Annotated in this window: 26 protein-coding genes; 13 read left to right on the top strand and 13 right to left on the bottom strand. The window is 67.1% G+C overall.

Going from position 1 to position 26,521, the window contains the following annotated elements; translation table 11 throughout:
• Positions 1-9 precede the first annotated feature (9 nt).
• A complete protein-coding gene (locus ACR65K_RS10925) occupies positions 10-489 on the top strand; it encodes an SRPBCC family protein (protein ID WP_056330921.1) in 480 nt (159 codons plus the stop codon).
• Here the strand turns inward: ACR65K_RS10925 and ACR65K_RS10920 are convergent.
• Both ACR65K_RS10920 and ACR65K_RS10915 read right to left on the bottom strand, forming a co-directional pair.
• A complete protein-coding gene (locus ACR65K_RS10920; protein WP_440152792.1) occupies positions 486-1,142 on the bottom strand; it encodes an anti-sigma factor family protein in 657 nt (218 codons plus the stop codon). The genes ACR65K_RS10925 and ACR65K_RS10920 overlap by 4 nt on opposite strands.
• On the bottom strand, positions 1,139-1,639 hold the full coding sequence (locus tag ACR65K_RS10915; RefSeq protein WP_440152791.1) for a sigma-70 family RNA polymerase sigma factor: 501 nt from the start codon (positions 1,637-1,639) through the stop codon (positions 1,139-1,141). The genes ACR65K_RS10920 and ACR65K_RS10915 overlap by 4 nt, the downstream gene beginning before the upstream one ends.
• A gap of 236 nt (positions 1,640-1,875) precedes the next feature.
• Between ACR65K_RS10915 and ACR65K_RS10910 the strand changes: the two genes are divergently transcribed.
• A complete protein-coding gene (locus ACR65K_RS10910; RefSeq protein ID WP_440152789.1) occupies positions 1,876-2,445 on the top strand; it encodes a COG4315 family predicted lipoprotein in 570 nt (189 codons plus the stop codon).
• A 6-nt stretch (positions 2,446-2,451) separates the two neighbouring features.
• Here the strand turns inward: ACR65K_RS10910 and ACR65K_RS10905 are convergent, their stop codons facing one another.
• From ACR65K_RS10905 to ACR65K_RS10890, 4 genes are all read right to left on the bottom strand, one after another.
• Positions 2,452-3,195: a hypothetical protein gene (locus ACR65K_RS10905; protein WP_440152788.1), complete on the bottom strand. Its 744-nt coding sequence runs from the start codon at positions 3,193-3,195 to the stop codon at positions 2,452-2,454.
• A complete protein-coding gene (locus ACR65K_RS10900) occupies positions 3,188-3,766 on the bottom strand; it encodes an RNA polymerase sigma factor (protein ID WP_440152787.1) in 579 nt (192 codons plus the stop codon). Before ACR65K_RS10900 ends, ACR65K_RS10905 begins: the two co-directional genes overlap by 8 nt.
• A gap of 182 nt (positions 3,767-3,948) precedes the next feature.
• Positions 3,949-4,656: a protein tyrosine phosphatase gene (locus ACR65K_RS10895; RefSeq protein ID WP_440152785.1), complete on the bottom strand. Its 708-nt coding sequence runs from the start codon at positions 4,654-4,656 to the stop codon at positions 3,949-3,951.
• A 161-nt stretch (positions 4,657-4,817) separates the two neighbouring features.
• Positions 4,818-5,450 carry a DMP19 family protein gene (locus ACR65K_RS10890; protein ID WP_440152783.1) on the bottom strand — a complete coding sequence of 211 codons (633 nt, stop codon included), beginning with the start codon at positions 5,448-5,450 and terminating at the stop codon, positions 4,818-4,820.
• Positions 5,451-5,665: 215 nt separating this feature from the next.
• Between ACR65K_RS10890 and ACR65K_RS10885 the strand changes: the two genes are divergently transcribed.
• Both ACR65K_RS10885 and ACR65K_RS10880 read left to right on the top strand, forming a co-directional pair.
• Entirely contained in the window at positions 5,666-9,160 is a 3,495-nt protein-coding gene (locus tag ACR65K_RS10885) for a DEAD/DEAH box helicase (protein ID WP_440152782.1), read from the top strand.
• Positions 9,161-9,219: 59 nt separating this feature from the next.
• The gene (locus ACR65K_RS10880; RefSeq protein ID WP_440152781.1) at positions 9,220-10,257 is read left to right on the top strand and encodes a glycoside hydrolase family protein; all 1,038 of its coding nucleotides are present in this window, start codon (positions 9,220-9,222) and stop codon (positions 10,255-10,257) included.
• A gap of 107 nt (positions 10,258-10,364) precedes the next feature.
• Here ACR65K_RS10880 and ACR65K_RS10875 read toward each other — a convergent pair whose 3' ends face one another.
• Positions 10,365-11,654, bottom strand: a complete 1,290-nt coding sequence (locus ACR65K_RS10875; protein WP_142118017.1) for an ammonium transporter — start codon at positions 11,652-11,654, stop codon at positions 10,365-10,367.
• A gap of 427 nt (positions 11,655-12,081) precedes the next feature.
• On the opposite strand from ACR65K_RS10875, the gene ACR65K_RS10870 reads away from it, so the two are divergent.
• From ACR65K_RS10870 to ACR65K_RS10850, 5 genes are all read left to right on the top strand, one after another.
• Positions 12,082-13,083 (top strand): LacI family DNA-binding transcriptional regulator, encoded by a 1,002-nt coding sequence (locus ACR65K_RS10870; RefSeq protein ID WP_440152779.1) that lies wholly within the window; start codon positions 12,082-12,084, stop codon positions 13,081-13,083.
• A 139-nt stretch (positions 13,084-13,222) separates the two neighbouring features.
• A complete protein-coding gene (locus ACR65K_RS10865) occupies positions 13,223-14,353 on the top strand; it encodes a Gfo/Idh/MocA family protein (RefSeq protein WP_440152777.1) in 1,131 nt (376 codons plus the stop codon).
• The gene (locus tag ACR65K_RS10860) at positions 14,353-15,111 is read left to right on the top strand and encodes a ThuA domain-containing protein (RefSeq protein ID WP_440152776.1); all 759 of its coding nucleotides are present in this window, start codon (positions 14,353-14,355) and stop codon (positions 15,109-15,111) included. The genes ACR65K_RS10865 and ACR65K_RS10860 overlap by 1 nt, the downstream gene beginning before the upstream one ends.
• A gap of 147 nt (positions 15,112-15,258) precedes the next feature.
• Entirely contained in the window at positions 15,259-15,633 is a 375-nt protein-coding gene (locus ACR65K_RS10855; protein ID WP_440152774.1) for a cupin domain-containing protein, read from the top strand.
• Between the two features lie 106 nt (positions 15,634-15,739).
• Positions 15,740-16,726, top strand: a complete 987-nt coding sequence (locus tag ACR65K_RS10850; protein ID WP_440152772.1) for an NAD-dependent epimerase/dehydratase family protein — start codon at positions 15,740-15,742, stop codon at positions 16,724-16,726.
• Between the two features lie 6 nt (positions 16,727-16,732).
• Here ACR65K_RS10850 and ACR65K_RS10845 read toward each other — a convergent pair whose 3' ends face one another.
• Both ACR65K_RS10845 and ACR65K_RS10840 read right to left on the bottom strand, forming a co-directional pair.
• The gene (locus tag ACR65K_RS10845) at positions 16,733-17,200 is read right to left on the bottom strand and encodes a hypothetical protein (protein ID WP_440152770.1); all 468 of its coding nucleotides are present in this window, start codon (positions 17,198-17,200) and stop codon (positions 16,733-16,735) included.
• Positions 17,184-19,127, bottom strand: a complete 1,944-nt coding sequence (locus ACR65K_RS10840) for a primary-amine oxidase (protein ID WP_440152769.1) — start codon at positions 19,125-19,127, stop codon at positions 17,184-17,186. The genes ACR65K_RS10845 and ACR65K_RS10840 overlap by 17 nt, the downstream gene beginning before the upstream one ends.
• Before the next feature lie 125 nt (positions 19,128-19,252).
• Between ACR65K_RS10840 and ACR65K_RS10835 the strand changes: the two genes are divergently transcribed.
• Positions 19,253-19,858, top strand: coding sequence for a TetR/AcrR family transcriptional regulator (locus ACR65K_RS10835; RefSeq protein ID WP_440152767.1), 606 nt, complete (start codon positions 19,253-19,255; stop codon positions 19,856-19,858).
• A gap of 85 nt (positions 19,859-19,943) precedes the next feature.
• Complete coding sequence (locus ACR65K_RS10830) at positions 19,944-20,120, top strand: CsbD family protein (protein WP_056330981.1); 177 nt, start codon at positions 19,944-19,946, stop codon at positions 20,118-20,120.
• Between the two features lie 54 nt (positions 20,121-20,174).
• Here the strand turns inward: ACR65K_RS10830 and ACR65K_RS10825 are convergent, their stop codons facing one another.
• Positions 20,175-20,612, bottom strand: coding sequence for a DUF1003 domain-containing protein (locus tag ACR65K_RS10825; protein ID WP_056330982.1), 438 nt, complete (start codon positions 20,610-20,612; stop codon positions 20,175-20,177).
• A gap of 184 nt (positions 20,613-20,796) precedes the next feature.
• Between ACR65K_RS10825 and ACR65K_RS10820 the strand changes: the two genes are divergently transcribed.
• Entirely contained in the window at positions 20,797-21,768 is a 972-nt protein-coding gene (locus ACR65K_RS10820) for an AraC-like ligand-binding domain-containing protein (protein ID WP_056330985.1), read from the top strand.
• A gap of 25 nt (positions 21,769-21,793) precedes the next feature.
• Here the strand turns inward: ACR65K_RS10820 and gdhA are convergent, their stop codons facing one another.
• Entirely contained in the window at positions 21,794-23,131 is a 1,338-nt protein-coding gene (gene gdhA / locus ACR65K_RS10815) for an NADP-specific glutamate dehydrogenase (RefSeq protein WP_056330987.1), read from the bottom strand.
• 201 nt (positions 23,132-23,332) lie between these two features.
• On the opposite strand from gdhA, the gene ACR65K_RS10810 reads away from it, so the two are divergent.
• Positions 23,333-23,962: an AmiS/UreI family transporter gene (locus ACR65K_RS10810; RefSeq protein ID WP_440152764.1), complete on the top strand. Its 630-nt coding sequence runs from the start codon at positions 23,333-23,335 to the stop codon at positions 23,960-23,962.
• Here the strand turns inward: ACR65K_RS10810 and ACR65K_RS10805 are convergent.
• Together ACR65K_RS10805 and purU are read right to left on the bottom strand one after the other, a co-directional pair.
• Complete coding sequence (locus ACR65K_RS10805) at positions 23,955-25,430, bottom strand: APC family permease (RefSeq protein WP_440152762.1); 1,476 nt, start codon at positions 25,428-25,430, stop codon at positions 23,955-23,957. The two genes, ACR65K_RS10810 and ACR65K_RS10805, sit on opposite strands and share 8 nt — an antisense overlap.
• A gap of 193 nt (positions 25,431-25,623) precedes the next feature.
• Positions 25,624-26,520: a formyltetrahydrofolate deformylase gene (gene purU, locus ACR65K_RS10800; protein ID WP_440152761.1), complete on the bottom strand. Its 897-nt coding sequence runs from the start codon at positions 26,518-26,520 to the stop codon at positions 25,624-25,626.
• Position 26,521: the final 1 nt, after the last annotated feature.

The following is a 26,521-nucleotide window of genomic DNA, read 5'->3' as shown; positions in this document are numbered from 1 at the left end:
GGTTGAACCATGCCCCAGGTACGTGCCGAACGTGTGATCCGCATCGACCCGGAGACGGCCTTTGCCTTCTCCCAGACCACCGGGAACTTCCGGCTCAAGTGGGACCCCTTCATTTCCGCCCAGGGCTTCCTTGACGGGGCGCAGGCGCCGGGAAAAGGCGTCCGCACCCGCACCAGGTCGCGGCTTGGCCTGGGCATGGTGAGCCAGTACGTCTCCTACGCACCGCCCCGCAACGTGGGCATGACCATGGTGTCCGGGCCGTGGTTCTTCACCACCTTCGGCGGCGGCTGGCGTTTCAGCGCGGACGACGCCGGCACCCGGGCAGTCTGGAAATACACCTTTTCATGCCGCCCGGCCGTGCTGCGCCCACTCATGGAGCGGATCGGCAGCCGGCTGCTGGGCTACGAGATCGAACGGCGGATCGAGGCCTTCGCCCGCGCCTGTGAGGACGAGGCCCTGGTGGCGGAGTTCAGGGCACTCAAACCCTAGGGAACCGTGATGACCGCTACGGAGCGCTGGGCGCCGTCGCGCAGTTCCACGCTGGAGATGCTGCCCAGCTGGAGGGGCGTCGCCCCGGTCACCTTGACCTTTCCGCTGGGTGTGGCCGTCCAGGCGCAGGCCCGGTCCTCTCCGCCGGCACGGTCGCGCACCCACAGGGAGAGAGTCCCTTCCGCGGGCAGGCTGCTGCCGCTCACCGCAAGCTCGGTTCCCCACGTCTTCCGGGCCATGTCGATGTTGACCTGCAGCCCTCCTCCTGACGCTACCGAGTAGGTGGCGTCCGGCTGGGGCGGCCTGGCGAGCAGGGGGCCGGCGGCCAGTCCCACGGCAAGGCACGCAGCGGCAAGGGCGCCTGCCAGCGCCGCCCACCGCCGTCGCAACGTCCTGCGCCGGCGGGCCAGTTCGTCAAAAAGACGGGCCGGGACGCTAAAGTCCGGGGCGTCGCTGCCGCCGGGAACGGCTGTAAGCGCCACAGCGTCAGGCACGGGAAGGGCGTCCAACAGCATGGGTATCTTCTCCAGCTCCGCCAGCTCCTTCCGGCAGGCGCCGCAGTCGTGGAGGTGCGCCTCGAACAGGGTGAGGTCGGCAGGATCCAGGCCGCCCAGAACGTATGCCCCCAACAGGTGGTGCGGGTTGGTGTTCACCGTTCCACCCCCATTTCATCGAGGATGGTGCGCAGTGCCCTCAGCGCGTAGAAGGCGCGGGATTTGACCGTTCCGCTGGGGATGTTGAGCTGGACGGCTGCCTCGTTGACCGTGAACCTGCGGTAATGCAGGGCCACCAGGACGTCCCGGTGTTCCTTGCTCAGCCGCAGCAGCGCCTCCTCCATCAGGACCCGGTTGAGCATCCCGTCAACGCGGCCCATCACCTCTGCGGGATCGGTCAGGCTGCTCTCCAGCGCCTCGGGCGGGCGGCGCTGGCTCCGGCGGTAGTTGTCGATCATGATGTTCCTGGCGGTGCGGTACAGATAACTGCGGAAGCTGCCGTTGATGTCAGGGGCATGCTGCCAGACGCGGAGCACGGTTTCCTGCACCACGTCCTCTGCCAGCTGCGGATCCCTGATGGCGCTGAGCACGAACCGCCGCAAGGCGCTCCCGTGGTCACGGTAGATGGCCTCCACCACGTCGTCGTCGAGCGGCATGCCACTCCTCCCGTCCTGGCCTTGCACAGCGTGGAACGCCACGGCGTCCTGCGCTCCCGGCTGTTACGACGTACGGAGGCAGGAAACGGTTCAATCGTGGAGTTCCACGGCGCACCTGTGAACCATTCTTCACCGGGAAGCGTCGTAGGGGTTAGCGTCCGGTGATTCGACGCCGGGTGCCCGCTCAAAGCATCAGCAAATACACCAACCGGGAAAGTTCAGCCAAGGAGCACACCATGAAACACCATGTCGGGCCAGGCCTTGCCATCCTGGCCCTCGCGGCAGCCCTCTCCGCCTGCGGCACCAGCACCGGCACCACCCCGGCGGCCACCAGCCCGGCCCCGGGTACCACCAGCACCGCCTCCGGCAGCGCATCCGGCGCGGCTTCTTCGTCCAGCACCGCTTCAGCCTCCGCGTCAGCAACGCAGCCAAGCGCCGCCGTCGACCTCAAAACAGCATCCTCATCAGCAGGCAACATTGTGGTGGATGCGAAGGGAATGAGCATCTACTTCTTCACCAAGGACACCAAGGACTCCGGCACCAGCGCCTGCACCGGCTCCTGCCTGGTCCAGTGGCCACCGCTGACCACCACCTCGGGTTCACCCGCGGCCGATGGGGTGACCGGGAAGCTGGGGACCATCACCACCCCTGACGGGAAGAAGCAGGTGACCTTGAACGGCATGCCCCTCTACTACTACGTGAAGGACACCAAGCCCGGAGACGTCCTGGGCCAGGGCGTCGGCGGCGTCTGGTACCTGTCGGATCCGTCCGGCGCGATGATCAAGCCGGCGGGCCAGGGCTACTAATTCCGGCTACTTTAGGGGAACGTCCGGCACCTTGCCGGGGAGCGGGACTTCCGTGGGCACGGAAACGGGCAGCTTGGAGCCTTGTTCCAGGCCCTTCCTGACGTCCTCCGGAACATTGGCGGGCAGTGACTGTTCGGCGGGTGCCTCCGCCGGTTTCCGGGCGGCGGCACCATGGCTGGGAGTGTTGCCCGGCGGCGCAGGAACGTCCGACGGCGCCGCTTCGGCGGGTGCTGAAGCCGGGGCGGGTGCCGCCGGGACGGCGTCCGGGTGGCGGGTTGCCGGCGGCTGCGGCGCCGCGGGCAGGGGCGCGGGCACCTGCGGGACCTCATGGCCGGTGCGCGCCGGACTGGATCCAGTCACGAACGAGGTGACGGCGTGGTTCAGCTGGCTGAAGGATTCGCGGAACCCCTGGTCGGAAGCGGCGGCAACAGCGCCGCCGGCCGCGAGCGACGCGGCTAGCGATAACGTGGTAAGCGTGACGCGGCGCTTGGCCTTGCGGCGTGCAGCGAGCTCATCGGCCGGACGGCCAGTGGGAAGCACGGTGGTGGCAGCGGGTCCTGCGTCGGGAAGCACTGCTGTGGAAGTCCCTGCCATCAACGCCGCGACTTCGGCGGAGGGCTCAGGGGTCTTTGCTGCCAGGGCACCCAGATTGGCCAGGGCGTGACGGAGCTGGCCGTCGTCGTCCATGCCTGCCTCCAGCAGGAGCTGGTCGATGGCCCCGTCATTGCGGGATCCTGCGGTGTCACCCATGATTCGCCTGGTTTCTTTTGAGTGTTTGGACCTTGAGGTTCTGCAGGGCGCGGCGCTGGAGCTGCTTGATGGCTCCGGCGCTCCTGCCCATGATGGCGGCCACCTGGTCAATCGACAGGTCCGCCACGACGCGCAGGGCCAGGACCTCCTGGTGTTCGTCGCTGAGGCCTTCGAGCATCGCCGCGGCGCCGCCGGTCAGTTCCACGGCGTGGTCCTCCGCGGACGGGGAGGTGCGGCCGTCCTGCTGGGGGTCGTACGGTGTCAGCTGCGGCCTGCGCTCCAGCCGGCGGTAGTGGTCCACCATCCGGGCGTGCGCGATGGAAAAGATCAGGGACTTCGCACCCGCCAGGCCTCCGGTGAGGGTGCCGATCCTGGGGTAGAACGCCAGGAAGACATCCTGGGTGACGGCTTCGGGGTCATCCAGTCCCCGTGCCCGGAGGTAGCCCTGCACGGGGCCCGCGAAGGTTCGATAGGCAGCGGCGAACAACACGGCCGGATCCGTTCCGGCTGCGTTGTCGAATATGTCGATCTCTTCTTGGGCCAAAGTGTCTAGCACCAGCGGCTCCTCCATCCCGGGATCCGGCCTGCGCCTTGTCCCGGTTTCCGGTGCGGACTGTCAGTCCCCGCGGTCTTCCAGCTGCCTCGTTGCATGCCTGGCAGGGGTGCACGCCCACTGGCGTGCCACCCCGGCCGGCTGCCTGGACTGCGGCCGCAGCCATAGCGGCGGCCGCAGTCCAGACTAGCCAATGTGCTTTAGCGGGTGGAAACCGACGGCGCGTGCACGGTGTTGCCGCCCGCGGCGGGAACGGCAGGAACGGCAGGAACGGCGGTCTCGCCGTCGACGCCCGGGACCGCCGGGACGGCGGGAACGGCGGGAGCGGACGGAACCTCAGGCTTTTCAACCGCAACGGCAGCCGAACCCTTGGTTTCGGTGCTGGCCTTGGCAGCGGCCTCGGCCTTGGCCACGACGTCGGCGCAGTAGCTCTCGATGTTCGCGTCACCCTGGGCTGCGATGGACAGCGAGGAGAACGCCTTGGAGGAGGCGTTCACGCCGCCGTGGGTGTAGGCAGTGCAGAGGCCCAGGGCTGCCGGACCGGCGGCGTCAACAGCGGTGTTGGCTGCCGCGGAGGCCGTTGCGTCGGCGGTGACCTTTTCGTCGGAGTCGTCAGCGGCGGCGGAAGCGGAGCCGGAGGCCTTGGCGGCGGCATCGGCGTCAGCGGTCTGCAGGGCGCCGGTCACGGCTTCGGTGGCGGTGGGGGCCGGGGTGGCCTGGGCGTCGGCGGCTGCTTCTGCTGCAAGCTTGGGGGCGGGAGCGCCGAAGAGTTCGTGGGCGGTCTGCTGGGCCTGGGCGGGAAGGACGCCCGAAACGGCTGCGGCGCCGGTTCCTCCTACGGCCAGGGTTCCGGCGGCCAGGACTCCGGCGGCGACTTTGCTGGTGGCGAGAACGGTGAACACAGACATCTAACTTCTCCAAACCTAGACAACACATCAGAGTGGGTCCGCCGTGCGGACCCATCACGGACTACATCGCCTGCGGTTGCGGAAAGGTTACGGGCGCCTGGATTTTTCTTTTTCTGCGCCCAAATCGCCGGAAACCCTTCGGGGTCGCCGGTCCGTTCCGGCTATTTCGCAGCGCTCCCGCGATCCGCGGAAGCAGCCGCGGAAGCAGCGGCGCCGGCGCGGGCCACCCGCCTGCCGGCCACGTCAGGAGCCAGTGCCGCCAGGCGCTGGATGTACGGCCCCACCTCCTCATCGTCCAGCACCAGCAGGTCCGGCTGGCCGCGCAGCCAGCGGGCGTTGAGGGCGGTGATGTTCTCGTGTTCCAGCAGCTCCTCGAACTCGCCGTCAAGCTCCTCCATCCGGAGGACGCCGTCGGGAACGGCTCCGCTGCCGACGGGCCCGTCCAGGTAGGCAGCAGCCGTTTCGGCGGTCAGTGCGTGGTAGGCGTCCACGGCGCGGTTGAACAGATCGAGGTGTGCGGCGGCGCCCATGCCCGCCATGCCCTCGCGGACCAGCGCGTCCGTGGCAGTGCGGGCGGCCGCCATGACGGCATACTGCGCGAACCCGCCCTCCAGCGCCTGGCAAAGGTAGAAGTCAACGAAGTAGCTGCGGACGGCCACCGACGACATGTGCTCGGCTCCCACCAGGGCGTTGTGCATGGCGTCGATGATGGCCACATTGGCCTCCACCACCTCCTCATCCCTGCCGTCGATGCTGCTGCTGGTCAGGACAACGGGCTGCTGGCTGGTGGTCATGGCACTCCTTGCTGGGGGGTGGCGGTACGCCGGACGGTTTCACGCTACGGCGGCCTGGTCACGGCAGCATGGGGCAGGAAATGAACGTCGCGCGAAGTTTTCGGGGCCAGCTGGGAGGGCACCCGGCATGGGCCTGCCGCCGGGCGAACTAAGATGGATCAGATAACCACCCACCGGACCCGGCCCCGCCGTGACCTGCCGAAAGTAGCGCGTACATGCCATCCCAACCGGACGAAAGTGCGGAACTGGCAATACAGACACCCGCCATCAATGACCGCTCGCTGGCGGCGGGCTTGGCGTATGCCATGGCCAGCAGGGTCTCAGGCATATCGTTCGACGGCGGCACCGGACTCATGCTGGGAAAGGTCCGGGGCGGCGCCGAGGCACCGTATTCCACCACGGCCAAGCTGGTCCGGAAGGGCGGCGGCTGGAGCTGCACGGTGGGTGTGTGCAGCTGCCCGGTCCGCAAGGACTGCAAGCACGTGGCGGCCCTGCTCTTCGCGGCCGAGGACAACCCGGCCATCCGGGTGCAGCTGCTGGCACCGTCCACCTCCACGCAGGTGTCCCGCGCCCCCTCGGCGGCACTCTCCGACTGGGAGCAGGCCCTCAGCCCGCTGATCTCCCAGCCCGGCTCCGCCCCGTCCACCAGCGGAGTTCCCCTGGCCCTGCAGTTCGAGGTGGAGGAACCGCCGCCGCATTTCTCCTACACCGGCCGCCGGGACCCGGTGCGCGGCGTGCGGCAGCTCAAGGTGCGGCCCGTGATCATGGGGGCCAAGGGCAAGTGGATCCGCGGCGATGTCTCCTGGAACACCCTGAGCTACCTGAACTTCCGGCGCGAATCGAACCAGGCGCACGTGGAATGGCTGCAGGAGTTCCTTGCCGGCCACTCTTCCTCCGCCAGCCGGATGCACAACTCCGCCGGCCTGTGGCTGGGCCTGAACTCCTATGCAGGCAGGAACCTGTGGAGCCTGCTGTCTGACGCCACGAAGATCGGGCTGGCCCTGGTCCACTCGCGCGGCACGGAGCCGGTCCGGTTTGTAGAGGCCCCTGCCGCCGTCGGGCTTTCCCTGAGCCGGTACGGCACGCCCGTGGGCGAACCTTCCGCGGCGGAGCCGGGCGCACAGGCCAGGGATGCAGAGTCCGACGGCGGCCTGGAGCTTTCGCCCACCATCACCGTGGAGGGGGCTGAGGTTGATCCGGCGTCCGTGGGCACCATCGGCAGGCCAGCGCACGGGCTGTTCTTTACCTCCGGCGAGGCCACGCTGCCCGGTGTTCCCGACCCCAACGGCACCATCACCCTGGCACCGCTGGAAAACGGGCTGAGCGAGGAACTGCTGGCGTTCGTCACGGCAGCCAGCACCCTGCACATTCCGGCCAGGGACGAGTCCCGGTTCCTCACCGGCTTCTACCCGAAGCTGAAGCAGACGGCCCGGGTCACGGCGCGCGATGAATCCGTGGAACTGCCCGAACTGGCCGTCCCCACCCTGTCGCTGCTGGCCAACTACGGGGCGGACCACCGGGTGCGGCTGCACTGGGAGTGGCACTACAAGACCGGCAAGCTGGTCACCGCGCAGCCGTTGTGGCGGCACCCCGGCGATGCCGGCTACCGCGACGACACCGCGGAATCCCGCATCCTCGAGGGCATTGGCCGGCCGTGGGACGTGGTGCCCGCGCTGGGCGAGTCCGCCACGGGCGGCTGGGGCACTCCCCGGCTGGCCGCCTCTGCCGAACTGACGGGCCTGGACACGCTGGCGTTCACGGAGGAAGTGCTGCCCCGGCTGCGCGAAGCCCCGGACGTGGACGTGGAGACGGTGGGCGACATTGCCGACTACCGCGAGGCCGAGGAGGCACCGGTGGTGTCCATCTCCACCAAGGCCACCGAACAGCGCGACTGGTTCGACCTGGGCATCCAGATTTCCCTGGAAGGCCAGCCCGTTTCCTTCGCCGCCGTGTTCTCCGCGCTCGCTGCCGGACAGACCAAGATGCTGCTGCCCAGCGGCGCCTACTTCTCCCTGGACCTGCCGGAGCTGCACCAGCTGCGGGCACTGATCGAGGAAGCCAGGTCGCTGCAGGACAACAAGGACGCGCCGCTGCAGATCAGCCGGTTCCAGGCCGGGCTGTGGGATGAGCTGGCGCAACTGGGAATTGTGGACGAACAGGCTGCGGCGTGGCGGTCCGCGGTGGGTGGCCTCCTGGAGGGCGGCACGGACGGGCTGCCGCTGCCGGCCTCACTCAACGCAGAGCTGCGCCCCTACCAGCTGGAGGGCTACAACTGGCTCAGCTTCCTCTATAAACACGGGTTGGGCGGGATCCTGGCCGACGACATGGGCCTGGGCAAGACCGTGCAGGCGCTGGCGCTGATGTGCGCCGCGAAGGAACTGGCTCTTGAAGCCGCAGCGGCACTGGAAAGGTCCGACGACGGTGCTGCCGCCGCCAGTGTTGTGGACGGCGCAAACCAGCCCGCCGCCGTCGCGCCTTTCCTGGTGGTGGCGCCCACCAGCGTGGTGGGAAACTGGGCCGCCGAAGCCTCGCGCTTTGCTCCTGGCCTTACCGTCAGGACGGTCGGCGAAACCTTTGCCAAGAGCGGCCAGGCGGTGGCGGAGGCGCTCGGCGGGGCCGACATCGTCATCACCTCCTATGCCTTGTTCCGCATCGATTACGAGTCCTATGCCTCCCGTACCTGGTCCGGGCTGGTGCTGGATGAGGCGCAGTTCGTGAAGAACCACCAGTCCAAGGCGTACCAGTGCGCGCGGAAGCTGCCGGCGGCGTTCAAACTGGCCATCACGGGTACTCCCCTGGAGAACAACCTCATGGAATTCTGGGCGCTGACGTCCATCGTGGCCCCCGGTCTGTTTTCCAGCCCGAAACGCTTCGCCGAGTACTACCAGAAGCCGGTGGAGAAGAACGGCGACAAGGGGCAGCTGGAGAAGCTCCGCCGCCGGGTGCGGCCGCTGATGATGCGGCGCACCAAGGACCAGGTGATCAAGGACCTGCCGCCCAAGCAGGAGCAGGTCCTGGAAGTGGTGCTGAACCCGCGGCACCAGAAGGTGTACCAGACGCACCTTCAGCGCGAGCGGCAGAAGATCCTGGGGCTGATCGAGGACGTCAACAAGAACCGGTTCACCATCTTCCAGTCGCTGACGCTACTGCGGCAGCTGAGCCTGGACGTGTCCCTGGTGGATCCGGCACTGTCCGCCGTTCGGTCCAGCAAGCTGGACGTGCTGTTCGAACAGCTCGAGGACCTGGTGGCCGAGGGGCACCGTGCCCTGATCTTCAGCCAGTTCACCGGATTCCTGGGCAAGGTCCGGGAGCGGCTCGACGAGGAGGACATCGAGTACTGCTACCTCGACGGCAGCACCCGCAACCGGGCCGACGTGGTCAGCGAATTCAAGAACGGCAGCGCACCGGTCTTCCTGATCTCGTTGAAAGCCGGCGGGTTCGGGCTCAACCTCACGGAGGCCGACTACGTGTTCCTGCTCGACCCCTGGTGGAACCCGGCGTCCGAAGCGCAGGCCGTGGACCGCACGCACCGGATCGGCCAGGCCCGGAACGTCATGGTCTACCGGCTGGTGGCCAAGGACACCATCGAGGAAAAGGTCATGGCGCTGAAGACCCGGAAGTCGCAGCTCTTCGCGGACGTCATGGAAGGCGACGCCCTGGCCGGTGGTGCCATCACGGCCGAGGACCTGGCAGGGCTGTTTAAGGAGTAGGCTCCCCCCGTTTGGACCTATGCTGGTCTCCAACACGAAACTACAACGTTGGAGAAGAGATGACGCGACAGGCCGCCGATGCGGTTTTTGAAACTTCAGCCCCGCCCGCACTTGCTCCCCTGCGCCCGGACGCCTTCACCGTTCCCTACCGGGATCCCGTGTGGGACGGCCCCACCGATCCCGTCCTCGTCGCCGACCACCTCAAGGGCGAGTGGGTCCTGTTCTACACCCAGCGCCGCGCCACCGCACCGGGACTGACGGGGGTCGAATGGGTGCACGGAACCGGCATCGGCGTCGCCAGGTCTTCCGACGGCGGCGCCACCTGGCGCTACCAAGGCACGGTGGATGGACTCATCCCGCCGGGAACGGAACTGCCCGCAACCCTCTGGGCGCCCGACGTCGTACGCATTGGAGACCGTTGGATCATGTACCTCACGGTCCTGGGTGGCCGGCGGACGGACTGGACCGGCACGGCGGAAATCGTCCAGTTCGCCAGCCGTGACCTTGAGGCGTGGGAGTACCTGGGCCGCATCAACCTGGACTCGCCGCGGGTGATCGATGCCGCCGTGGCCAGCTGCGGGGACGGCCGGTACCGGCTCTGGTACAAGGACGAAGCCCGCGGATCGAACACCTGCAGCGCGGTCAGCGACAGGCCGGACGATCCGTCGTCGTGGCTGCTGGAAGGCGTTGCCATCCCGGGCCGGCCGCACGAAGGACCCAAGGTCTTCCGGCTCGGCGGCAGCTTCTGGATGATCGTGGACGAGTGGCGCGGCCAGGCCGTCTACCGCTCCCCCGACGCAACGGGCAACTGGGTCCGGCAGGAGCAGCGTGGCGGGCTGATACTCACGGCGCCGGAATCCGTGAACGGAAGGCCCGTCGTCGGGCGCCATGCTGACGTGGTGCCCCTTCCGGACACGGGGGCCGGTGAAATGTCCGACGGCGGCACGCAGCGTGCGCTGCTGGTCTACTTCACGCATCCGTACTGGGGCGGCGAGGACATCGACACGATGGCGCCGGACCCGCGCACCCGCCTCAGTCATGTGCGCGCCGCGGTACTGGAAGTGCGCGATGGGAACCTGGTCTGCACGGAACATTAGCCGGACACTGGGCCCTGCCCGGGCACGACGAAGGGCCAAACCCCGGAACTATAAGCCGGCTGATGCCGGCACCGGTCCGAGGTTTGGCCCTGATTCATGCGCTGCAGCTAGACCCGCTGCGGCGAGCCCAGTTCCACCGGATCCTCGTCCGTCAGGTAGGCCAGCTCGGAGTGGGCGGCGAGGTCGATGCCGCGCAGTTCGTCCTCGGGCTTGATGCGCAGGCCGATGGTCTTGTCCAGGATCTTTGCCAGGACCCAGGTGATGCCGAAGGAGTAGACCAGCACCGTAATGGTGGCCAGCGCCTGGACGCCCAGCAGTTCGAAGCCGCCCCCGTAGAAGAGGCCGGTAACGGCGTTGGGTGCTGCGTCCGTGGCGAAGAGTCCGATGAGCAGGGTGCCCAGGATGCCGCCCACGAGGTGGACACCGACGACGTCGAGGGAATCGTCGAAGCCCAGCCGGAACTTCAGTTCAATGGCCAGGGAGCAGACGGCCCCAGCGATGGCGCCGATCGCCACGGCGCCCAGCGGGCTGACGGCACCGCAGGCGGGCGTGATGGCCACGAGTGCGGAGATCAGGCCGGATGCGGCGCCCATGCTGGTGGCAGCGCCGTGGCGGACCCGCTCCACCAGGGCCCAGGCGAGCAGGCCGGCGGATGCGGCTACGGCGGTGTTGAGGAACACCACCGACGCCGACTGGCCGGCGGAGAGTGCGGAACCGGCGTTGAAGCCGAACCAGCCGACCCACAGCAGGCCTGCGCCCACCAGGACCAGCGGCCGACTGTGCGGCTTGGCATGTTCCACTTTGGGCCAGCCGGAGCTCTTGCCCAGGACCAGGGCCAGGGCAAGGGCGGCCGCGCCGGCATTCATGTGGACCGCGGTGCCGCCGGCGAAGTCGATGGCCTTGATGCCGTTGGCGATCCAGCCGCCCATCGTGCTGCCGTCAGCGGAGTCGAACGCGAACACCCAGTGCGCGATGGGGAAGTACACGACCGTGGCCCAAATGCCGGCGAACAGCATCCAGGCGCCGAACTTCATCCGCCCGGCCGCTGCACCGGCCACCAGTGCCGTGGTGACGCAGGCGAAGAACAGCTGGAACGCGGCGAACAGGATGACCGGGATGGACGCCGAATCGTCGGCGGCGAGCAGCTGGCCCATGCCGGGGAACTCGGTCACGTCACCAATCAGCCCCAGCCCCCCAACCGAGTTGCCGAACGCCATCGAGTACCCGAACAGTGCCCACAGGACAGCCACCAGGCTGGCGCCGCCGAAGCACATCATCATCATGTTCAGAATCCGCCGCGACCCCACCATGCCCCCGTAAAACAGGGCCAGGGCGGGGATCATCATGCAAACCAGCGCCGAGCTGGCCAAAATCCAAGCGACATTTCCCGAATCCATGGGAAACCCCTTTCAAGATGCGAAGAGAGAACGGTGGGTTGCCGTTAGAGCCGCTCCGTGGGAGGGACGTGGACGGAGGGGCCACGTTCAGCGGAGAGGCGGCCGGCGCCCTCTGGTTCCAACTGTATGGCCGCTGTTTTGGGGTGGGTTTCCGCTGTGTTAAATGATCGTTTCGGTCATCCGCCACCGAGTTTCAGGCGTCCCACTGCACCCAGATACAGGAGCGCGTCACGCCCAGCATGCTTTCAGGGAGCGGCCGACGGCGGGAGGCCGGGTTTCCGCGGCACCGCGCACCAAGGTGGGTCGAAAGCGTGCCCTGCGTGACGCCGTCGAGCGGTTGTTCCGCCTTGCAGCACCTATCTGGAGGCTAAGCTGAAAAGCCGGTGGAGGGCAGCTTTGGCCAGTGGCCGCGGAAGGACAAACGAAAATGGCTCGAGCAACCGTGCAGGACGTCGCCAAAACGGCGGGAGTGTCCGTCGGCACGGTGTCGCGTGTCCTGAACGGCAGCCCGGCGGTGAGCGCGTCGAGCAGGGAAAAGGTGGCGGGCGCCATCCGGCAACTCAACTACCGGCCACTCGCGTCCGCCCGCGATCTTCGCCGTGACCGCACCATGCGCGTCCTGGCCCTCTCCAAGAACCTTGACTCCCCCGTCATCAGCGAGGCCTTCCGGGGCTTCGGGGATGCGGCCGCAGAAGCCGGCTATGTCAGCCTCATCGCCCCCACATCCGGAGACCTTGAGCGTGAACAGCAACTGGTGGACATGCTGCGCAACGGATCGGTGGACGGGCTGATCCTGTTTTCGCCCACCATGCCCGATGAAGATGTTGAAGCGCTGGCCGAGCAGCTGAGCGTTGTCCAGGTCTGCGAAATCGTCGATTCCGAAGCAGCATTCGGCGTATCCATCGACGACCGGCAGGCCGCGTACGACATCACGCGGCACCTCATCCGGACCGGCGCCCGGCGGCTGGCCATGATCGGCAACCAGGCCGCCCGCTCCGGCCGCCTGCGCGAACAGGGGTTCCGCGAGGCCCTGTCCGAGGCCGGCCTCACCGCGGAACAGACCCTGTTCGCCACCGGCACTTTCGACTTCCACGCAGGCCGGCGCCTCGCCCGGGAACTGCTCGCCATGGACCGGCTGCCCGATGCCGTGTTCTGCGGCAGCGACACGGTGGCGGCGGGGTGCGTCCGGGAACTCACCGACGCAGGCTTGCGCGTGCCGGACGATCTTGCCGTTGCCGGTTTTGACGATTCCATCCAGGCAGAGATGTGCGTCCCGGAACTCACCACCATCCGGCAGCCCGCCTACGACATGGGCCGGGTGGCCTTTCAGGCACTCTTGGAACGGATGACCGGACCGGGGGCGCACCGCCGCGGCCGGACCTTCCTCCCTCACGAGCTCGTCATCCGGGATTCCACAAAGATCGAATAAGGGGTTGACGTCCCCCAGGCATGCCTGAAATGATTTTGGAATCGATTCCAAAGCTCCGAGCACATTGTCTCCCGCCGTCAATGGAATCGATTCCAGCAGACCTCTACCCGGACCCCCACATGGAAAAGGAAGCACCCCTTTGAACAACGAGCAGCCCATCGCCCGGCAGGCACCCACGCCCGCAGACAAGCCCCGGGAACTGCGGGTGGGCGTGGTCGGCATCGGCTGGGCCGGCCAGCAGCACCTGAAAGCCTATTCCGAGCTGGACGGCGTCCGCATCGTGTCGGTGGCAGGAATGGAACAGGAACTCCGTGACTCGCTGGAGGCCGAGTTTTCCATTCCCCACGGCTTTGCCGGTTGGGAAGAGATGCTGGACCACGGCGGCCTGGACGCCATCAGCGTGGCAGTGCCCACCTTCCTCCACGCCCCCATCGCCATCGCCGCTTTAGAGCGGGGAATCCACGTGCTGAGCGAGAAGCCCATCGCGCGCAACGCTGTCGAGGGCCAGGCCATGGTGGACGCAGCCCGGAAGGCCGGACGCGTCCTGGACGTCGCCTTCAACCACCGGCGCCGCGGCGACATCCAGGCCCTCAAGGAAGTGATCGACGACGGCGGGCTGGGCCGGCCCTACTATGCCAAGGCGTCCTGGCTGCGCCGCTCCGGCATCCCCACCCTGGGCAGCTGGTTCACCAACCCGGAACTCGCCGGCGGCGGACCGCTGGCGGACATTGGCGTGCACGCGCTGGACTACGCCCTGCACCTCCTCGGCGAACCGAAGGTGGTGGCGGTCTCCGCCGCGACGCACTCGGAGCTGGGCCCGCAGGGCAGGGGCGGCGGAAACCGGTACTCGGCGCAGGCCACCAGCCACGCGTTCGAGGTGGAGGACTTTGCCTCAGCGTTCCTCCGGCTTGAAGGCGGCGGGACACTGCTCATCGAGGCAGGCTGGGCCACCTACCGGGAGACGGATGACCTGCTCGATTTCACCGTTTACGGCACCGACGGCGGTGCAGAACTCAAGGTGAAGGGCGCACCGTTCCCGCCGGTAGGCCAGCTAAGGGTCTTCACCGATAAGGAGGGCGAATCCGCCGATTACGTGCCAACCGTGCTGCCGGGCCGCGCCCATGACGCAGTGGTGGAAGACTTCGTAACGGCGGTGCGCGGCGGCGAAACAGTGTGGGCCGGGCACGACGGCTCCCTGGCCCTGTACCGTGCACAGATCATTGACGCGTGCTACCAGTCCGCGCTGGAGCAGAGGGAGGTTCGACTTTAATGAACGGCAAACTGAGGATCCGGGTGTGGAACGAGGGCGTCCACGAGGCCATCAACGAGCCCTCCCACATCGGGGAGATCTACCCGGAAGGCATCCACGGCGCCATCGCCGCAGGCCTTCGTTCCTACCTTCCGGATGCAGAGATCACGACGGCGGTCCTGGCCACCGACGACGAGCACGGCCTTGACGAGGAGGTGCTCGCTGAGACGGACGTCCTGCTCTGGTGGGGCCACATGGCCCACGCCGAGGTGAGCGACGCCGTCGTCGAACGCGTCCACCGGCACGTGCTCGGCGGAATGGGGCTGATCGTGCTCCATTCCGGACACTTCGCGAAGATCTTCACCAAACTCCTGGGCACCAGCTGCTCCCTGGCCTGGCGCAATGACGGCGAGCGCGAGCTGGTGTGGACCGTCAAGCCATCGCACCCCATCGCCGAGGGCGTGGACAGCCCCATCGTCATCCCCGAGCAGGAGATGTATGGGGAACTGTTCGACATCCCGGATCCGGACGACCTGATCTTCATCAGCTCCTTTGCCGGCGGCGAGGTGTTCCGCTCCGGCGTCACCTTCACCCGCGGCAAGGGCCGCATTTTCTACTTCAGCCCGGGTGACCAGGAGTACCCCGTGTACCACCACCCGCAGATCCAGCGGGTGCTGGCCAACGGGGTGAAGTGGGCGGCGCAGCCGGATCTGGACCGTTCAGTCCCCGAAGTGACCAACCCTGCCCGGGAGTGGTTCCAGGAGCAAATGCATCATTGACATCGGGTCCGGCCGGGAGCACATTGAGAGCGTCGCGCACGCGGTTCGGCAGGTTCTGGACGGGCACACCCTCCCTGGCGGACTACCTCCCGGCGCCGCCCCGGCCCGCCGGATGAATTAACAACCACTCCTTACCGGGAGCCAGAAATGCCTGCAGTAACGGTCACGAACCTCGAATCCAAATCCTTCAACGAACCCGATGAGAAGCGCCGCCCGCCCAAGACCGAGGTGGATGTGGTCAACATTGGCGGCGCCACCCTGGGCCGCTTCACCTTTGAGCCCGGCTGGCGCTGGTCTGAAACCGTCAAGACCGTGGTCCACACGGACAGCTGCCAGAACAACCACCTGGGCTTCTGCACGTCCGGCACCCTGACAGTGCAGCTCAATGATGGAACGCGGAAGACCATCCATGCCGGCGACGCCTATTCCATCCCGGCCGGGCACGACGCCTGGGTAGAAAACGACGAAACGTTCGTTGGCTATGAAGTCATGAGTGCAGCCGAGTACGCCAAGCCCGCCTGATCACGCAGAAGACCAAGGCGAACCAGCAGGAAAGGGAGGCCCGCCAGGACCTCCCTTTCCTGTGCCGGCGGCCCTACGGTTGAGGGAACACAACGATCGGAGAGCAATGAAAGTCACCGTCATCGGCGGCAGCGGCCACATCGGTTCGTTCCTGGTCCCGAGGCTGGTCCGGGCAGGCCACGAGGTCACCTCCATCAGTCGCGGCACCAGCAAGCCCTACATCGACTCGCCCGAATGGCAGCAGGTCCACCAGGTCACCGCGGACCGGCAGGCGGAAGACCGGGACGGAACGTTCGGGGACCGGGTGGCCGGGCTGAAGCCGGACGCGGTGGTGGACCTGGTCTGCTTCACCCTCGAATCTGCGGCGTCACTGGTGCACCGCTTGCGCGGGGAGGTGGGGCACCTGTTGCACTGCGGCTCCATCTGGCGCTACGGGCAAAGCCTTAAGCTGCCCATCCGGGAAGGCTCTGATTCAGCGGCCGAGCCCTTTGGTGAGTACGGCGTCCAGAAGAACCGCATCGCGGTGATGCTGCAGGAGGAGACCGCCAGCGGTGGCCTTGCAACCACCTCGCTGCATCCCGGCCACATCGTCGGACCGGGATGGCACCCGGTCGGCCCGCTCGGAAACCTGGACCCCGCCGTCTGGCAGGCACTCTCCGCCGGCCAACCCCTTCGGATCCCCGGCAGCGGCGCGGAACTGATGCACCACGTGCACGCCGACGACGTCGCCCAGGCTTTCGAAAAGGCCCTCACACACCGCGAGGCAGCCGCCGGCGAGGACTTCAACATCGTTGCCCCCACGGCGCTGACCGTCCGCGGGTACGCCGACATCGCGGCCGCCTGGTTCGGGCACGCCGCCGTCCTGGAGACGGTGACCTGGGACCGCTTCCGCGAAAACACCTCCCGCGAGTATGCCGACTCCAGCTGGGAGCACCTCTACCGCAGCCACTGCTTCAGCATTGAGAAGGCCGCGTCCGTGCTGGGGTACGCGCCGCGGTACGAACCGGAGCAGGCCGTCTTCGAATCCATCCAGTGGCTTGTGGAGCATGAGCGGCTGCACGTCGCGCGGCCCCTGGGAGTCTCCGCGGGGTGAGGTCGCCTAGGCTGGCCCACGCCGCAGCCGTGACAGCAGCGAGGCGGCCAGCAGGGCAGTAACCAGTTCCAGCGCGATGACCAGCAGCAGTTCCGGGGCGCCGTTTGCACCGGCAGCGGACGACGGCGGCCGCGCACCATGTGCGTGCCCGGCACCGCCGGCGCCGAGCAGGAGGGCGGCATGCACGACAGCCATGCCCACGGCAGCAACCGTGACCTGGTGCAGGGCGCCCACACGGCTGTGTCGCCAGATGTGCACCGCGCAGGGCAGGCAGACGGCGGCAAGCGCCAGCATGAGCACGCTCAGCCAAACGCCGTGGCGCCCGGCTGCGCCCAGCCACAGGTGCGCAGCGCAGCCCGCGGCGGTGACCACGGCGACCAGCCGGGAATGCAGGACCGGCCCCTTGGCACCGGGCCGTCCTGCCGCCGTCGTACTCCCTGCCCTGTCCCGGGCGAGGCTAGTGGCAGGAGCCACCGCTGCCACCCTCGGTATGGCAGGCCGCGGCCTGCTTGTTGGGATTGGCCGGAACATCCAGGACCGGGCTGCGGTCGAAGAAGCCCTCGGGGCGGAGCTTGAAGCCCACGGTGTCCACCGGCATGATGGGCCAGTCCTCCACCCGCGGGAAGTGGGTCAGGCCAAAGGTGTGCCACACCACGATGTCCTGCCCGTCGATGTCCCGGTCCTGCGCCACGTAGGCCGGCAGCCCCGCTCCCCCGGCATGCTGGTTCACGAAGTCGCCCGTGGGGTAGCGCTCGTCCTCGGCGTAGCGGGTCACCCAGAGATCCTTGGTGGCGAACGCGGCCCGGCGCGCAATGGACGAGTCCGGGTCCGCCAGCAGCGTGGGCTGGTTGTGGGAGTGCAGCTTGTAGCCCACCGGCTCGCCCAGCCGGTTGCGGGATTCGGGGTTGGAGATGATCCACGTCCGGCCGCTGCGGGCATCAGCCTCGCGGACTGCCCCGGATTCACGGGCCAGGACGGTGCGCTTGCGGGAGAAGGCGTTGCCGCGCTCATTGCCGGGGCCCATCGCCTGGCGGACCACGTCCTCTTCCTCCACCCGGTTGGTGAACCCGTCGATGGCCATGTCCAGCCGGGCGCTGAAGAGGTGCTGGTGGAAGGGCGCGCCCAGGCCGGGGGCCAGTTGGGAGATGTTGTCCGAGCCGTCTTCCGGGAAGGCGGACGTAAAGACGATTCCCGTGGCTTTGGCCTCGAATTCGATGGTGCCGTCCAGGTACAGGTACCAGTAGAAGCCGTAATCGTAGTTGCCGATGGTGGTGAAGAAGGAGATGACCAGGCGACGGTTGCGGCGGGTGTAGGTGACGCCGCTCCACAGGTCCGAGTGCTTGGACAGGATGCTCCAGTCCTCCTCGTGCATGCAGATCCCGTTGCGGATTTCCCGGGGGTTGCCGAACGCGTCGGAGATGACGGGGCTCAGGTACGTGATGTCGCCAAGGCAGTCGCAGCCCAGTTCCAGTGAGTTGGCGTACTGGCCCACCAGGTATTCGCCGGTGTCGAAGTAGTTCTGCCAGGACCGGATGGGTGAAGGGTCACCGTACGGGACCACCATCTCGGCGATGGAGGCGCGGTTGATGATGGGCCGCACCCGGTCCCCGTCACGGAAGCCGAGGTTGTGGAGGACCACGCCTTCACGGACATCGAAGCCGACGTCGACACTCCACTTTTCCCACTCCACGTGGTTGCCGCCGGTGACGGTGAAGCTGGGACCTTCGGGCTGGGTGATGCTGATGGGCTTTTGGGTGGTGCGCAGCGGCCCGGTCAGTTCCGGGTCCGTGTAGTTGCCGTGTTCGGCAGGGATGGGCATCACGCCCAGGTCGATCACCTGCGTGACCTCTTTGCTGACCACATCCACGTAGGCCACCAGCCCGTCCACGGGGTGCGCCCACGCGCTGTCCTGGGGGAACTCCTGGACGAATGCCAGCCCGCGCAGGATCCGCCGGCCCTTCTCTTCGGCATATTCGAAGACACCGGCGGAGAGCGGGGCCACGCGAACTTTTTCGACGGCGAGTCCACGGTCCGCGAGCGCCTTGAGCCAGCGGTCATCGGCGGCCAGGAGGGTTTCCACCACCTCGAATTCCTCCTCCAGGACCGGCAGTTCTCCGGTCACCGCTGTGTCCAGTTCGACGGCGGAGTCCACCCTTTGGTGCGTGACGGAGACAAGGACGTCGTGTGGGGCAGCGCCGGAGACATCGTGGATGAACACCCGGAAGCGGCGGTCCGCCGCCCCGGGATCGGAGCCGCGGGGCGGGTCCTGCAGGCCCAGGTAAGCGATACGGTGCTGCGGACCCAGGTGGCCTTCTTCCTGCAGGATGGACCGCACCTGCAGGATTTCAGCGGCGGTTGCCAGTCCGTATGCGGAGGCAGTTTCAGTTGGAGCAAGCGTCACGGGTTCAACCTTTGTCCGGGCCGTTTTTGGCCGCTGGCGTTTATTTTCTATAGTTGTAGAGAATAAACGTACGTAACATGGCTCACAAGAGTCAGGACCAAAATATTTTCCGGGGAGTGGCCACAGTGCCCAAGATTGTTGACCATGACGAGCGGCGCCTGGAACTGGTGGATGCCACCTGGCGGATCATTGCCCGACAGGGGCTGGAAGGCGCCACCATGCGAGAGATCGCCATGGAGGCCGGCTTTGCCAACGGCGCCCTGAAGCCCTATTTCCCCACCAAGGACACCCTGCTGGAGTTCGCCTTCAGCCACGTCTTCAACCGCACCAACCAGCGCATTGCCGAGGTAACTGAAGGCAAATCCGGCCTGGCTGCCCTGCGGGCCTTTTGCCTTGAAGTACTGCCCCTCGATGAGGAACGCATCAACGAGGCGCGGATCGTCATCCCGTTCTGGCAAAGGGCCGTGAATGACGCCCAGAAGGCCGGGGTCCACCAACGTTCCATGGACGAATGGCTGGCCGCCATCCGCCGGCACCTGCAGGAGGCGAGGGACAGCGGGGACGTGACTGCGGCCGTCGACAACCATGTCCTGGCAGGCCAACTGCTGAACATGCTGCTGGGCGCGCAGATCGAAGCGGCGCTTGCGCCGGAAGGCCGGACGGACTTCGGCCACGCGGCGCAACTGGAGGGCTACCTCGCCCTTCTGGGCAAAATTCCCGGCGGTAAATAGGCACCAAACTCGAAAGTATGCTTACTATTGAGGGGTCAGGTTCTGGTTCACGCCGGAGCGAGCACGAACTGTAAGGAGCATCTCCATGGGTTTGGATGACAAGATCGGTAACGCAGCAGAGAAGCTCGGCGGCAAGGGCAAGGAAGCTGCCGGCAACGCCACGGGCGATGAGAGCCTGAAGGCCGAAGGCCAGACGGACCAGTCGAAGTCGGACCTCAAGCAGGCCGGCGAGCACGTCAAGGATGCCTTCAAGAAGGACTAGTCGACGCTCGCATAATGGGTGCAGCTCCAGCCGGAGTTGCACCCATTGTCGCGTTCAGGGCCGCTGCTCCCCCACAGTGCCGGCCTGGACCTGGCCGCGCATGTCCCGCAGTTCCTGCAGCAGCTTCAGTTGTTCAGCGTTGATGTTCATGAGCATCTCGATGTGCGCCGCGGCGCGCACATCCGTCTCGTAGTCATGCTGAGCCATGGCCGAGGCGATTGCGTCCTGGCGCTTGGCCGCGATCAAAAGGATGGCCCCCTGCAGGCCGGCCAGCATGGACAGGAAGAGATTCAGGAGGATGTAGGGATAGGGATCCCACGCGTTGGCTGCGAGGACATAGCTGTTCAGCGCAGCCCACGCCGCCATGAACGCCAGGAAGATGCCCACGAAGGGCCAGCTGCCCATCCCGTTCCGGAGGGTATCCGCGGCCCTCTCACCGGCGGTGAGGCCTTCCTTGTGCCGCCGGTGCCAGTTGCTTCTGATGTCCGTCATGGCCCCAGACTATGTCCTGGCTCAGGGGCGGCGGGGCTAGTGGATCAGCCCGGAAAGAAGTTGGCCCCGGTTTTATTTTCGCCAACCGTTGAAAAAAGACGGTAGTGGCACTAACCTGAACTTACTGTGTCGCAGGACACAGTGCGGGGGAACGTCGAGTTGCATTCCGTTACGAGGAAGATCCATGCCACCAACAACTCCAACCCGGACGTCGTCCCGGCAGGCGCCCCAGGACCTCACCTCCAGGGTGGCCGGCTCCTTCGACCACTGGAAGCACCTGGTGGCCGAATCCTTCGTGCCCCTCACGGCACGGACCGATGACGTGGAGGGCTTCCGCGGACAGATGCGTTCGCGCGTGCTGGACCGGATGTCCATCGTTGAAGTCACCGCCACCTCCCACGAGGTGCACCGCACCCCGGCACTGATCGCCCAGGCCCACGAGCGCTACTTCAAGCTGAACCTGCAGCTGGAAGGAACCGGCCTGCTGATCCAGGACAACCGGGAAGCCGTGCTTCAGCCCGGGGACCTGGCCATCTACGACACCAACCGCCCCTACACCCTGGCTTTCGAGGACCAGACCCGGATCATGGTGCTCATGTTCCCCTGCGACGCCCTGTCGCTGCCCGCGGACTACGTGGGCCAGCTTGCGGCCGTGCGGATGGGCAGTGGGGGCCTCAGCGGGATCGTGGGCCAGTTCATCCGGGAGCTGTCGGCAAACCTGGATGTCCTGAACGGCCCCAGCGGATCAAGGCTCGCCACGAACGCGCTGGACCTGGTGTCCACCATGCTGCATGCGGAAATGGACATTTCGCCGGACAGGATGAAGCCCCAGGCACTCCTGGCCGTATCGATCCGCGAGTATATCGAGGCCAACCTCTCCGATCCGCTGCTGTCGCCGGCCGGCATCGCCGCTGCGCACTTCATCTCCACCCGGCACCTGCACAATGTCTTTCACGAGTCGGGCAGCACCGTTGCCGGCTTCATCCGGAGCCAACGGCTGGACGGGGCCCGCCGCGACCTGCGCGATCCGCTGCATGCCGGAAAGTCCGTAGGTGCCGTGGCCGCCGCCTGGGGATTCCTGGACGCCGCCCACTTCAGCCGGACGTTCCGGGACGCCTTTGGCGTCTCCCCCACCCAGTGGCGCCGCGGCAGCTAGATCAGAGCCTCCGCAGAAGCCGCCGCTAGATCAGACCCTGGGCCAGCATGGCATCTGCCACCTTGACGAAACCGCCGATGTTGGCGCCGAGTACGTAGTTGCCCGGCTCGCCGTATTCCGCGGCCGTTGCCGCGCACCGGTCGTGGATGCCCACCATGATGTCGGTCAGCCGCGCCTCGGTGTGTTCGAAGGTCCAGGAGTCCCGGCTGGCGTTTTGCTGCATTTCCAGGGCGGAGGTGGCCACGCCTCCCGCGTTCGCCGCCTTGCCCGGGCCGAACAGCACCCCCGCCTCCTGGAACACCGAGACGGCGTCGCGCGTGCAGGGCATGTTGGCACCTTCCCCGACGGCCACCAGACCGCCCCGGACCAGCCGGGCGGCAGCACCGCCGTCGAGCTCATTCTGGGTGGCGCACGGCAGCGCCACGGAAGCATCCACGTCCCAGACCGAGCCGCCGTCCACATAGGCAACGCCGCCCCGCCGTTCGGCGTAGTCCTTGAGCCGCGCCCGCTGCACCTCCTTCACCTCGCGGAGCAGGGCAACGTCGATGCCCGCCTCGTCCACCACGTAACCGGAGGAATCCGAGCAGGCCACCACGGTGGCGCCGAGTGCTTGCGCCTTGGCGATGGCGTTGATGGCCACGTTGCCGGAGCCGGACACCACCACGCGCTGGCCGTCAAAGGACGTGCCCCGGGTCCGCAGCATCTGCTCGGTGAAGATCACGGTGCCGAATCCTGTCGCTTCGGGCCGCACCAGTGAGCCGCCCCAGGAGATGCCCTTGCCGGTGAGGACCCCGGATTCGTAACGGTTGGTGATCCGCTTGTACTGGCCAAAGAGGTAACCGATCTCGCGCCCGCCCACGCCAATGTCGCCGGCGGGAACATCGGTGTATTCGCCGATGTGGCGGTACAGCTCGGTCATGAAGGACTGGCAGAACCGCATGACTTCGGCGTCACTGCGGCCGCGGGGATCGAAGTCGGAACCGCCCTTGCCGCCGCCAATCGGCATGCCGGTCAGGGCATTCTTGAAGATCTGCTCGAAACCGAGGAACTTGACGATGCCGAGGTACACGGACGGGTGGAAGCGGAGGCCGCCCTTGTAGGGCCCCAGGGCGGAGTTGAACTCCACCCGGAAGCCGCGGTTGATCCGCACGCGGCCGGAGTCGTCCGTCCACGGGACCCGGAAGATGATCTGGCGCTCCGGCTCGCAGAGGCGCTCCAGGATGGCGGCTTCGAGGAATTCTGGGTGGCGGTCATGCACGGGGCCCAGGCTTTCGAAGACCTCCACCACCGCCTGGTGGAATTCCGCTTCGCCGGGGTTCCGCGCCAGGACCGTGTCCCTGATGGCTTCCAGCCGTGCATCCATAAATATATTCCTTACGTGGAGCCGGGATGGGAGCGGCCGCCAGCAGGCAACGTCGCCCCGATAGGTTTACACTTCAACCTATCGGATTGCGACTGGGCACCGTTAGCCGGGCACTCGCATCTGCACTAATCTCCGTATTGTGACAGCACAATTCCGGTTTATGAGATTTTTTCCCTCGGCCCGCGCAGTGGGGACACCCTGATGCCGTATATCTGTCTCCTCCTCTCCGGCGCGGCGCTGCTGGTCAACGGCCTCGCCACCCTGGGGCACCTTCCCCGCCGCGACGCCGCGGTGTTCAGCCTGGTGGTCGGAGGCACCCAGCTGGCGCTCGGCGTCGTCCATGTCTCCACATCAGGGGAATCCCCGGCGGCGCTCCTGACGGCGGCCGGCATGTTCCTCTTCGGGGTGACGTACCTGTACTCAGGCCTGGACCTGCTGCTGGCACTCGGGGGCCGCGGCCTGGGCTGGTTCTGCGGGATGGTGGCCTTCTGCGGGCTGCTGCTGGCGGCCGCCTGGCTGGGCCCGGACCCGCTGCTGGCGGTTCTTTGGCTGTGCTGGTCGGTGCTGTGGGCACTGCTGTTTGCCGGCATGGCCCTCGGCGCAGCGCGGCTGGGACCTTTCACCGGCTGGGCGCTGGTGCTCACCAGCCAGGCGTCCGCCACAGTTCCGGCGGTTCTCGGCCTGGCCGGACTCTGGCCCCGTTCGGCTGCCGCCGCCTGGCCGGCTGCGCTGCTCCTGGCCGGCCTGTTCATGGCAGCACGCACACTGGCCCGGCGCGGACCGAAGGTTCCACGCCGGGCCCGTGCCGGAGATCCGTTGCCGGCTAAGTAAGCGCGTGGCCCAGGGCGGCGACGTGGAGCCGGCGCTGGATTACCGACTCCACGAGCACACCGGCCAGGAAGACCGCCGGGACAGCCACCAGGAGGGCCGCGGCGGTCTCCGCGCTGCCGCCAATGAGGGCCGTGAAGTTGCTGACCACCAGGTACAGGACCCAGGCCAACAGGATCACCGCCAGGATGGGAGCCACGCGGGTTTGCCAGAGGAGCGCACCCGCACGTTCCCGCCGGAAGAACGCCACGACGGCCGCCGAGCACAGCATGTACAGCACCAGCAGCGCCGCCACTGCCAGGCCGCTGAACCAGGAGAACAGGGTCAGCACGGGGTCCAGCGCCAGGATGGCGAAGGGCACCACCAGCACGACGGCGGTGGCGGACTGGACCCAGGCTGCAACGGCAGGTGCCCGGTGCCGGTTGGTCCGGGCCAGGACGGCGGGCATGGAACCGCGCAGCGCCAGGGAGTGCAGGTAGCGGTTGATGCCGTTGTGGAACGCGATGATCCCGGCGAGCAGCGAGGTGACCAGGAGGATGCCGGCCACGATGCCAGCCCAGGGGCCGAACAGGTCCACCAGCGGACCCATGACGAAGGAGGTGGCGTCCCCTGATTCCAGCGCGGCGCCGGCGGCACCCATCACCTGCGAGGGCCCGTAGTAGCTGACCAGCATCCAGGAGATGAAGGCGAAGAACACCGAGATCACGCCGACGGAGAGGTAGGTTGCCCGGGCCACGGTCCGGTGCGGATCCTTGGCCTCCGCGGAGTAGATGGCGGTCGATTCGAACCCGAACATGGAAGCCACCGCGAACATGATGGCAACACCCGGAGCTCCTGCGCCGATGGCTTCCGGGGAGAAGGAAGCGGCAACGCTGATGCCCTCCGGGCCGCCGCCGTGGAACAGCACGGTGAACCCGAACATCAGGAGGATGGCCACCTCGAGTCCCACCAGGACGGCCAGGACGCGGGCGCCGAGTTCGATGTTGAGGGAGCCCAGCACCTGGACGCCGGCCATGGTGGCCAGGGACAGCAGCCACCAGGGAATTTCGAGTCCGGCAGAGGCGAGGAGCCCGGAGAAGGCTGCGCCGTAGAGGCCGTACATGGCGGCTTGGACGGTGCTGTAGGCCAGCAGGGCCAGCCAGGCCGCGCCGGCGCCGGTCCTCCTGCCGAACGCTGCCGTCACATAGGCATAAAAGGCGCCGTTGGCCTGGATCTTCCGGCTCATGGCCACGAAGCCCACGGCGAAGACCACGATGACGATGCCGACAATCAGGTAGGCGCCCGGGGCGCCGGCACCGTTGCCCAGCGCTGCCGCGAGCGGTGCCGCGCCCACGATCCCCGTCAGGGGCGCCTGGGCGGACAGAACAAAGAACAGGATGCCCAGCACGCCGATGCTGCCGGCGCGGAGGGCCGTGGAATGCTCCTTGGCCGGAGCGTCAGTGGTCCGGGTCTCGGAATTAGAAATACTCATTGGATCCTTCTTAACGGTCATGAGCTCGGGAAAAATGCTGTGGGATCCAGCCTGGCAGCGGCCCGCGCTGCAGCTTTGTCCGCCAGCGATCAGTTGTTGTCGGTCAGCGCAGTGCCGGTGGGCACAACAAAGCGCGGCCGGCCGCCCCCGGAAGGGGCAGCCAGCCGCGCTGGCAGTATTCAGTTAGATCCGGCTAGCGCAGCACCACGGTGCGGTTGCCCTGCAGGATGACCCGGCCCTCGCAGTGCCATTTCACGGCGTTGGAGAGGGCCTTGCATTCGGTGTCGCGGCCGGCGGCCACCAGGTCCTCCGGTCCGTACGTGTGGTCCACCTCCACCACCTGCTGGGCGATGATGGGTCCCTCGTCCAGCTCTGCGTTGACGTAGTGTGCCGTGGCGCCCACGGTCTTGACGCCGCGTGCGTACGCCTGGTGGTAGGGCTTGGCACCCTTGAAGCTGGGCAGGAACGAGTGGTGGATGTTGATGGCCCGGCCGTCCAGCTGCCGGGTCAGCTCATCGCTGAGCACCTGCATGTAGCGGGCCAGCACCACCAGTTCCACGTCCAGCCCGTCCACCAGTTCCATGAGTTTCGCCTCAGCCTCGGGCTTGGTGCCGGCCGTGACCGGGATGTGGTGGAACGGGATGCCGTGCCACTCCACCAGTGCCTGGTGGTCCCGGTGGTTGGACACCACCGCCACCACATCGATGGGCAGTTCGCCGATCCGGGCGCGGAACAGCAGGTCGTTGAGGCAGTGCCCGAATTTGGACACCATGATCAGCACCTTGCGCTTGGAACCCTGGCGTTCCAGCTGCCACCGCATGCCGAACTTCCCGGCAACGGGGGTAAAAGAGGACCGCAGGAGCTCCAGCGTGGATTCGTCCCCTTCGGAGACGAAGTGCACGCGCATGAAGAAGTGGCCCTCGGAGCGTTCACCGAACTGCTTGTTGTCGATGATGTCGCAGCCGTGCTCCAGCAGGAAACCGGAGACGGCATGCACAATGCCGGGCCCTTCCGGGCAGTCAAGGGTCAGGACGTGCTCCACGGTGGTGGGCGCCTTCAGTGCGGGGATATGGGTTTCAGTAACAGTCATG

The sequence above is a fragment of the Arthrobacter sp. SAFR-179 genome, from assembly GCF_059414945.1.
This window is presented reverse-complemented; position numbering and strand designations above follow the sequence as displayed.

Excerpts from the sequence above, each read along its gene's own strand:
- ACR65K_RS10870 (WP_440152779.1), top strand. The coding sequence starts at position 12,082 with ATGGCTCGAGCAACCGTGCAGGACGTCGCCAAAACGGCGGGAGTGTCC.
- ACR65K_RS10910 (WP_440152789.1), top strand. The coding sequence starts at position 1,876 with ATGAAACACCATGTCGGGCCAGGCCTTGCCATCCTGGCCCTCGCGGCA.
- ACR65K_RS10925 (WP_056330921.1), top strand. The coding sequence starts at position 10 with ATGCCCCAGGTACGTGCCGAACGTGTGATCCGCATCGACCCGGAGACG.
- ACR65K_RS10900 (WP_440152787.1), bottom strand. The coding sequence starts at position 3,766 with ATGGAGGAGCCGCTGGTGCTAGACACTTTGGCCCAAGAAGAGATCGAC.
- ACR65K_RS10805 (WP_440152762.1), bottom strand. The coding sequence starts at position 25,430 with ATGAGTATTTCTAATTCCGAGACCCGGACCACTGACGCTCCGGCCAAG.
- ACR65K_RS10810 (WP_440152764.1), top strand. The coding sequence starts at position 23,333 with ATGCCGTATATCTGTCTCCTCCTCTCCGGCGCGGCGCTGCTGGTCAAC.
- ACR65K_RS10820 (WP_056330985.1), top strand. The coding sequence starts at position 20,797 with ATGCCACCAACAACTCCAACCCGGACGTCGTCCCGGCAGGCGCCCCAG.
- ACR65K_RS10825 (WP_056330982.1), bottom strand. The coding sequence starts at position 20,612 with ATGACGGACATCAGAAGCAACTGGCACCGGCGGCACAAGGAAGGCCTC.
- ACR65K_RS10885 (WP_440152782.1), top strand. The coding sequence starts at position 5,666 with ATGCCATCCCAACCGGACGAAAGTGCGGAACTGGCAATACAGACACCC.
- ACR65K_RS10850 (WP_440152772.1), top strand. The coding sequence starts at position 15,740 with ATGAAAGTCACCGTCATCGGCGGCAGCGGCCACATCGGTTCGTTCCTG.
- ACR65K_RS10855 (WP_440152774.1), top strand. The coding sequence starts at position 15,259 with ATGCCTGCAGTAACGGTCACGAACCTCGAATCCAAATCCTTCAACGAA.
- ACR65K_RS10895 (WP_440152785.1), bottom strand. The coding sequence starts at position 4,656 with ATGTCTGTGTTCACCGTTCTCGCCACCAGCAAAGTCGCCGCCGGAGTC.
- ACR65K_RS10905 (WP_440152788.1), bottom strand. The coding sequence starts at position 3,195 with ATGGGTGACACCGCAGGATCCCGCAATGACGGGGCCATCGACCAGCTC.
- ACR65K_RS10915 (WP_440152791.1), bottom strand. The coding sequence starts at position 1,639 with ATGCCGCTCGACGACGACGTGGTGGAGGCCATCTACCGTGACCACGGG.
- ACR65K_RS10830 (WP_056330981.1), top strand. The coding sequence starts at position 19,944 with ATGGGTTTGGATGACAAGATCGGTAACGCAGCAGAGAAGCTCGGCGGC.
- ACR65K_RS10890 (WP_440152783.1), bottom strand. The coding sequence starts at position 5,450 with ATGACCACCAGCCAGCAGCCCGTTGTCCTGACCAGCAGCAGCATCGAC.
- ACR65K_RS10880 (WP_440152781.1), top strand. The coding sequence starts at position 9,220 with ATGACGCGACAGGCCGCCGATGCGGTTTTTGAAACTTCAGCCCCGCCC.
- ACR65K_RS10860 (WP_440152776.1), top strand. The coding sequence starts at position 14,353 with ATGAACGGCAAACTGAGGATCCGGGTGTGGAACGAGGGCGTCCACGAG.
- ACR65K_RS10875 (WP_142118017.1), bottom strand. The coding sequence starts at position 11,654 with ATGGATTCGGGAAATGTCGCTTGGATTTTGGCCAGCTCGGCGCTGGTT.
- purU (WP_440152761.1), bottom strand. The coding sequence starts at position 26,520 with ATGACTGTTACTGAAACCCATATCCCCGCACTGAAGGCGCCCACCACC.
- gdhA (WP_056330987.1), bottom strand. The coding sequence starts at position 23,131 with ATGGATGCACGGCTGGAAGCCATCAGGGACACGGTCCTGGCGCGGAAC.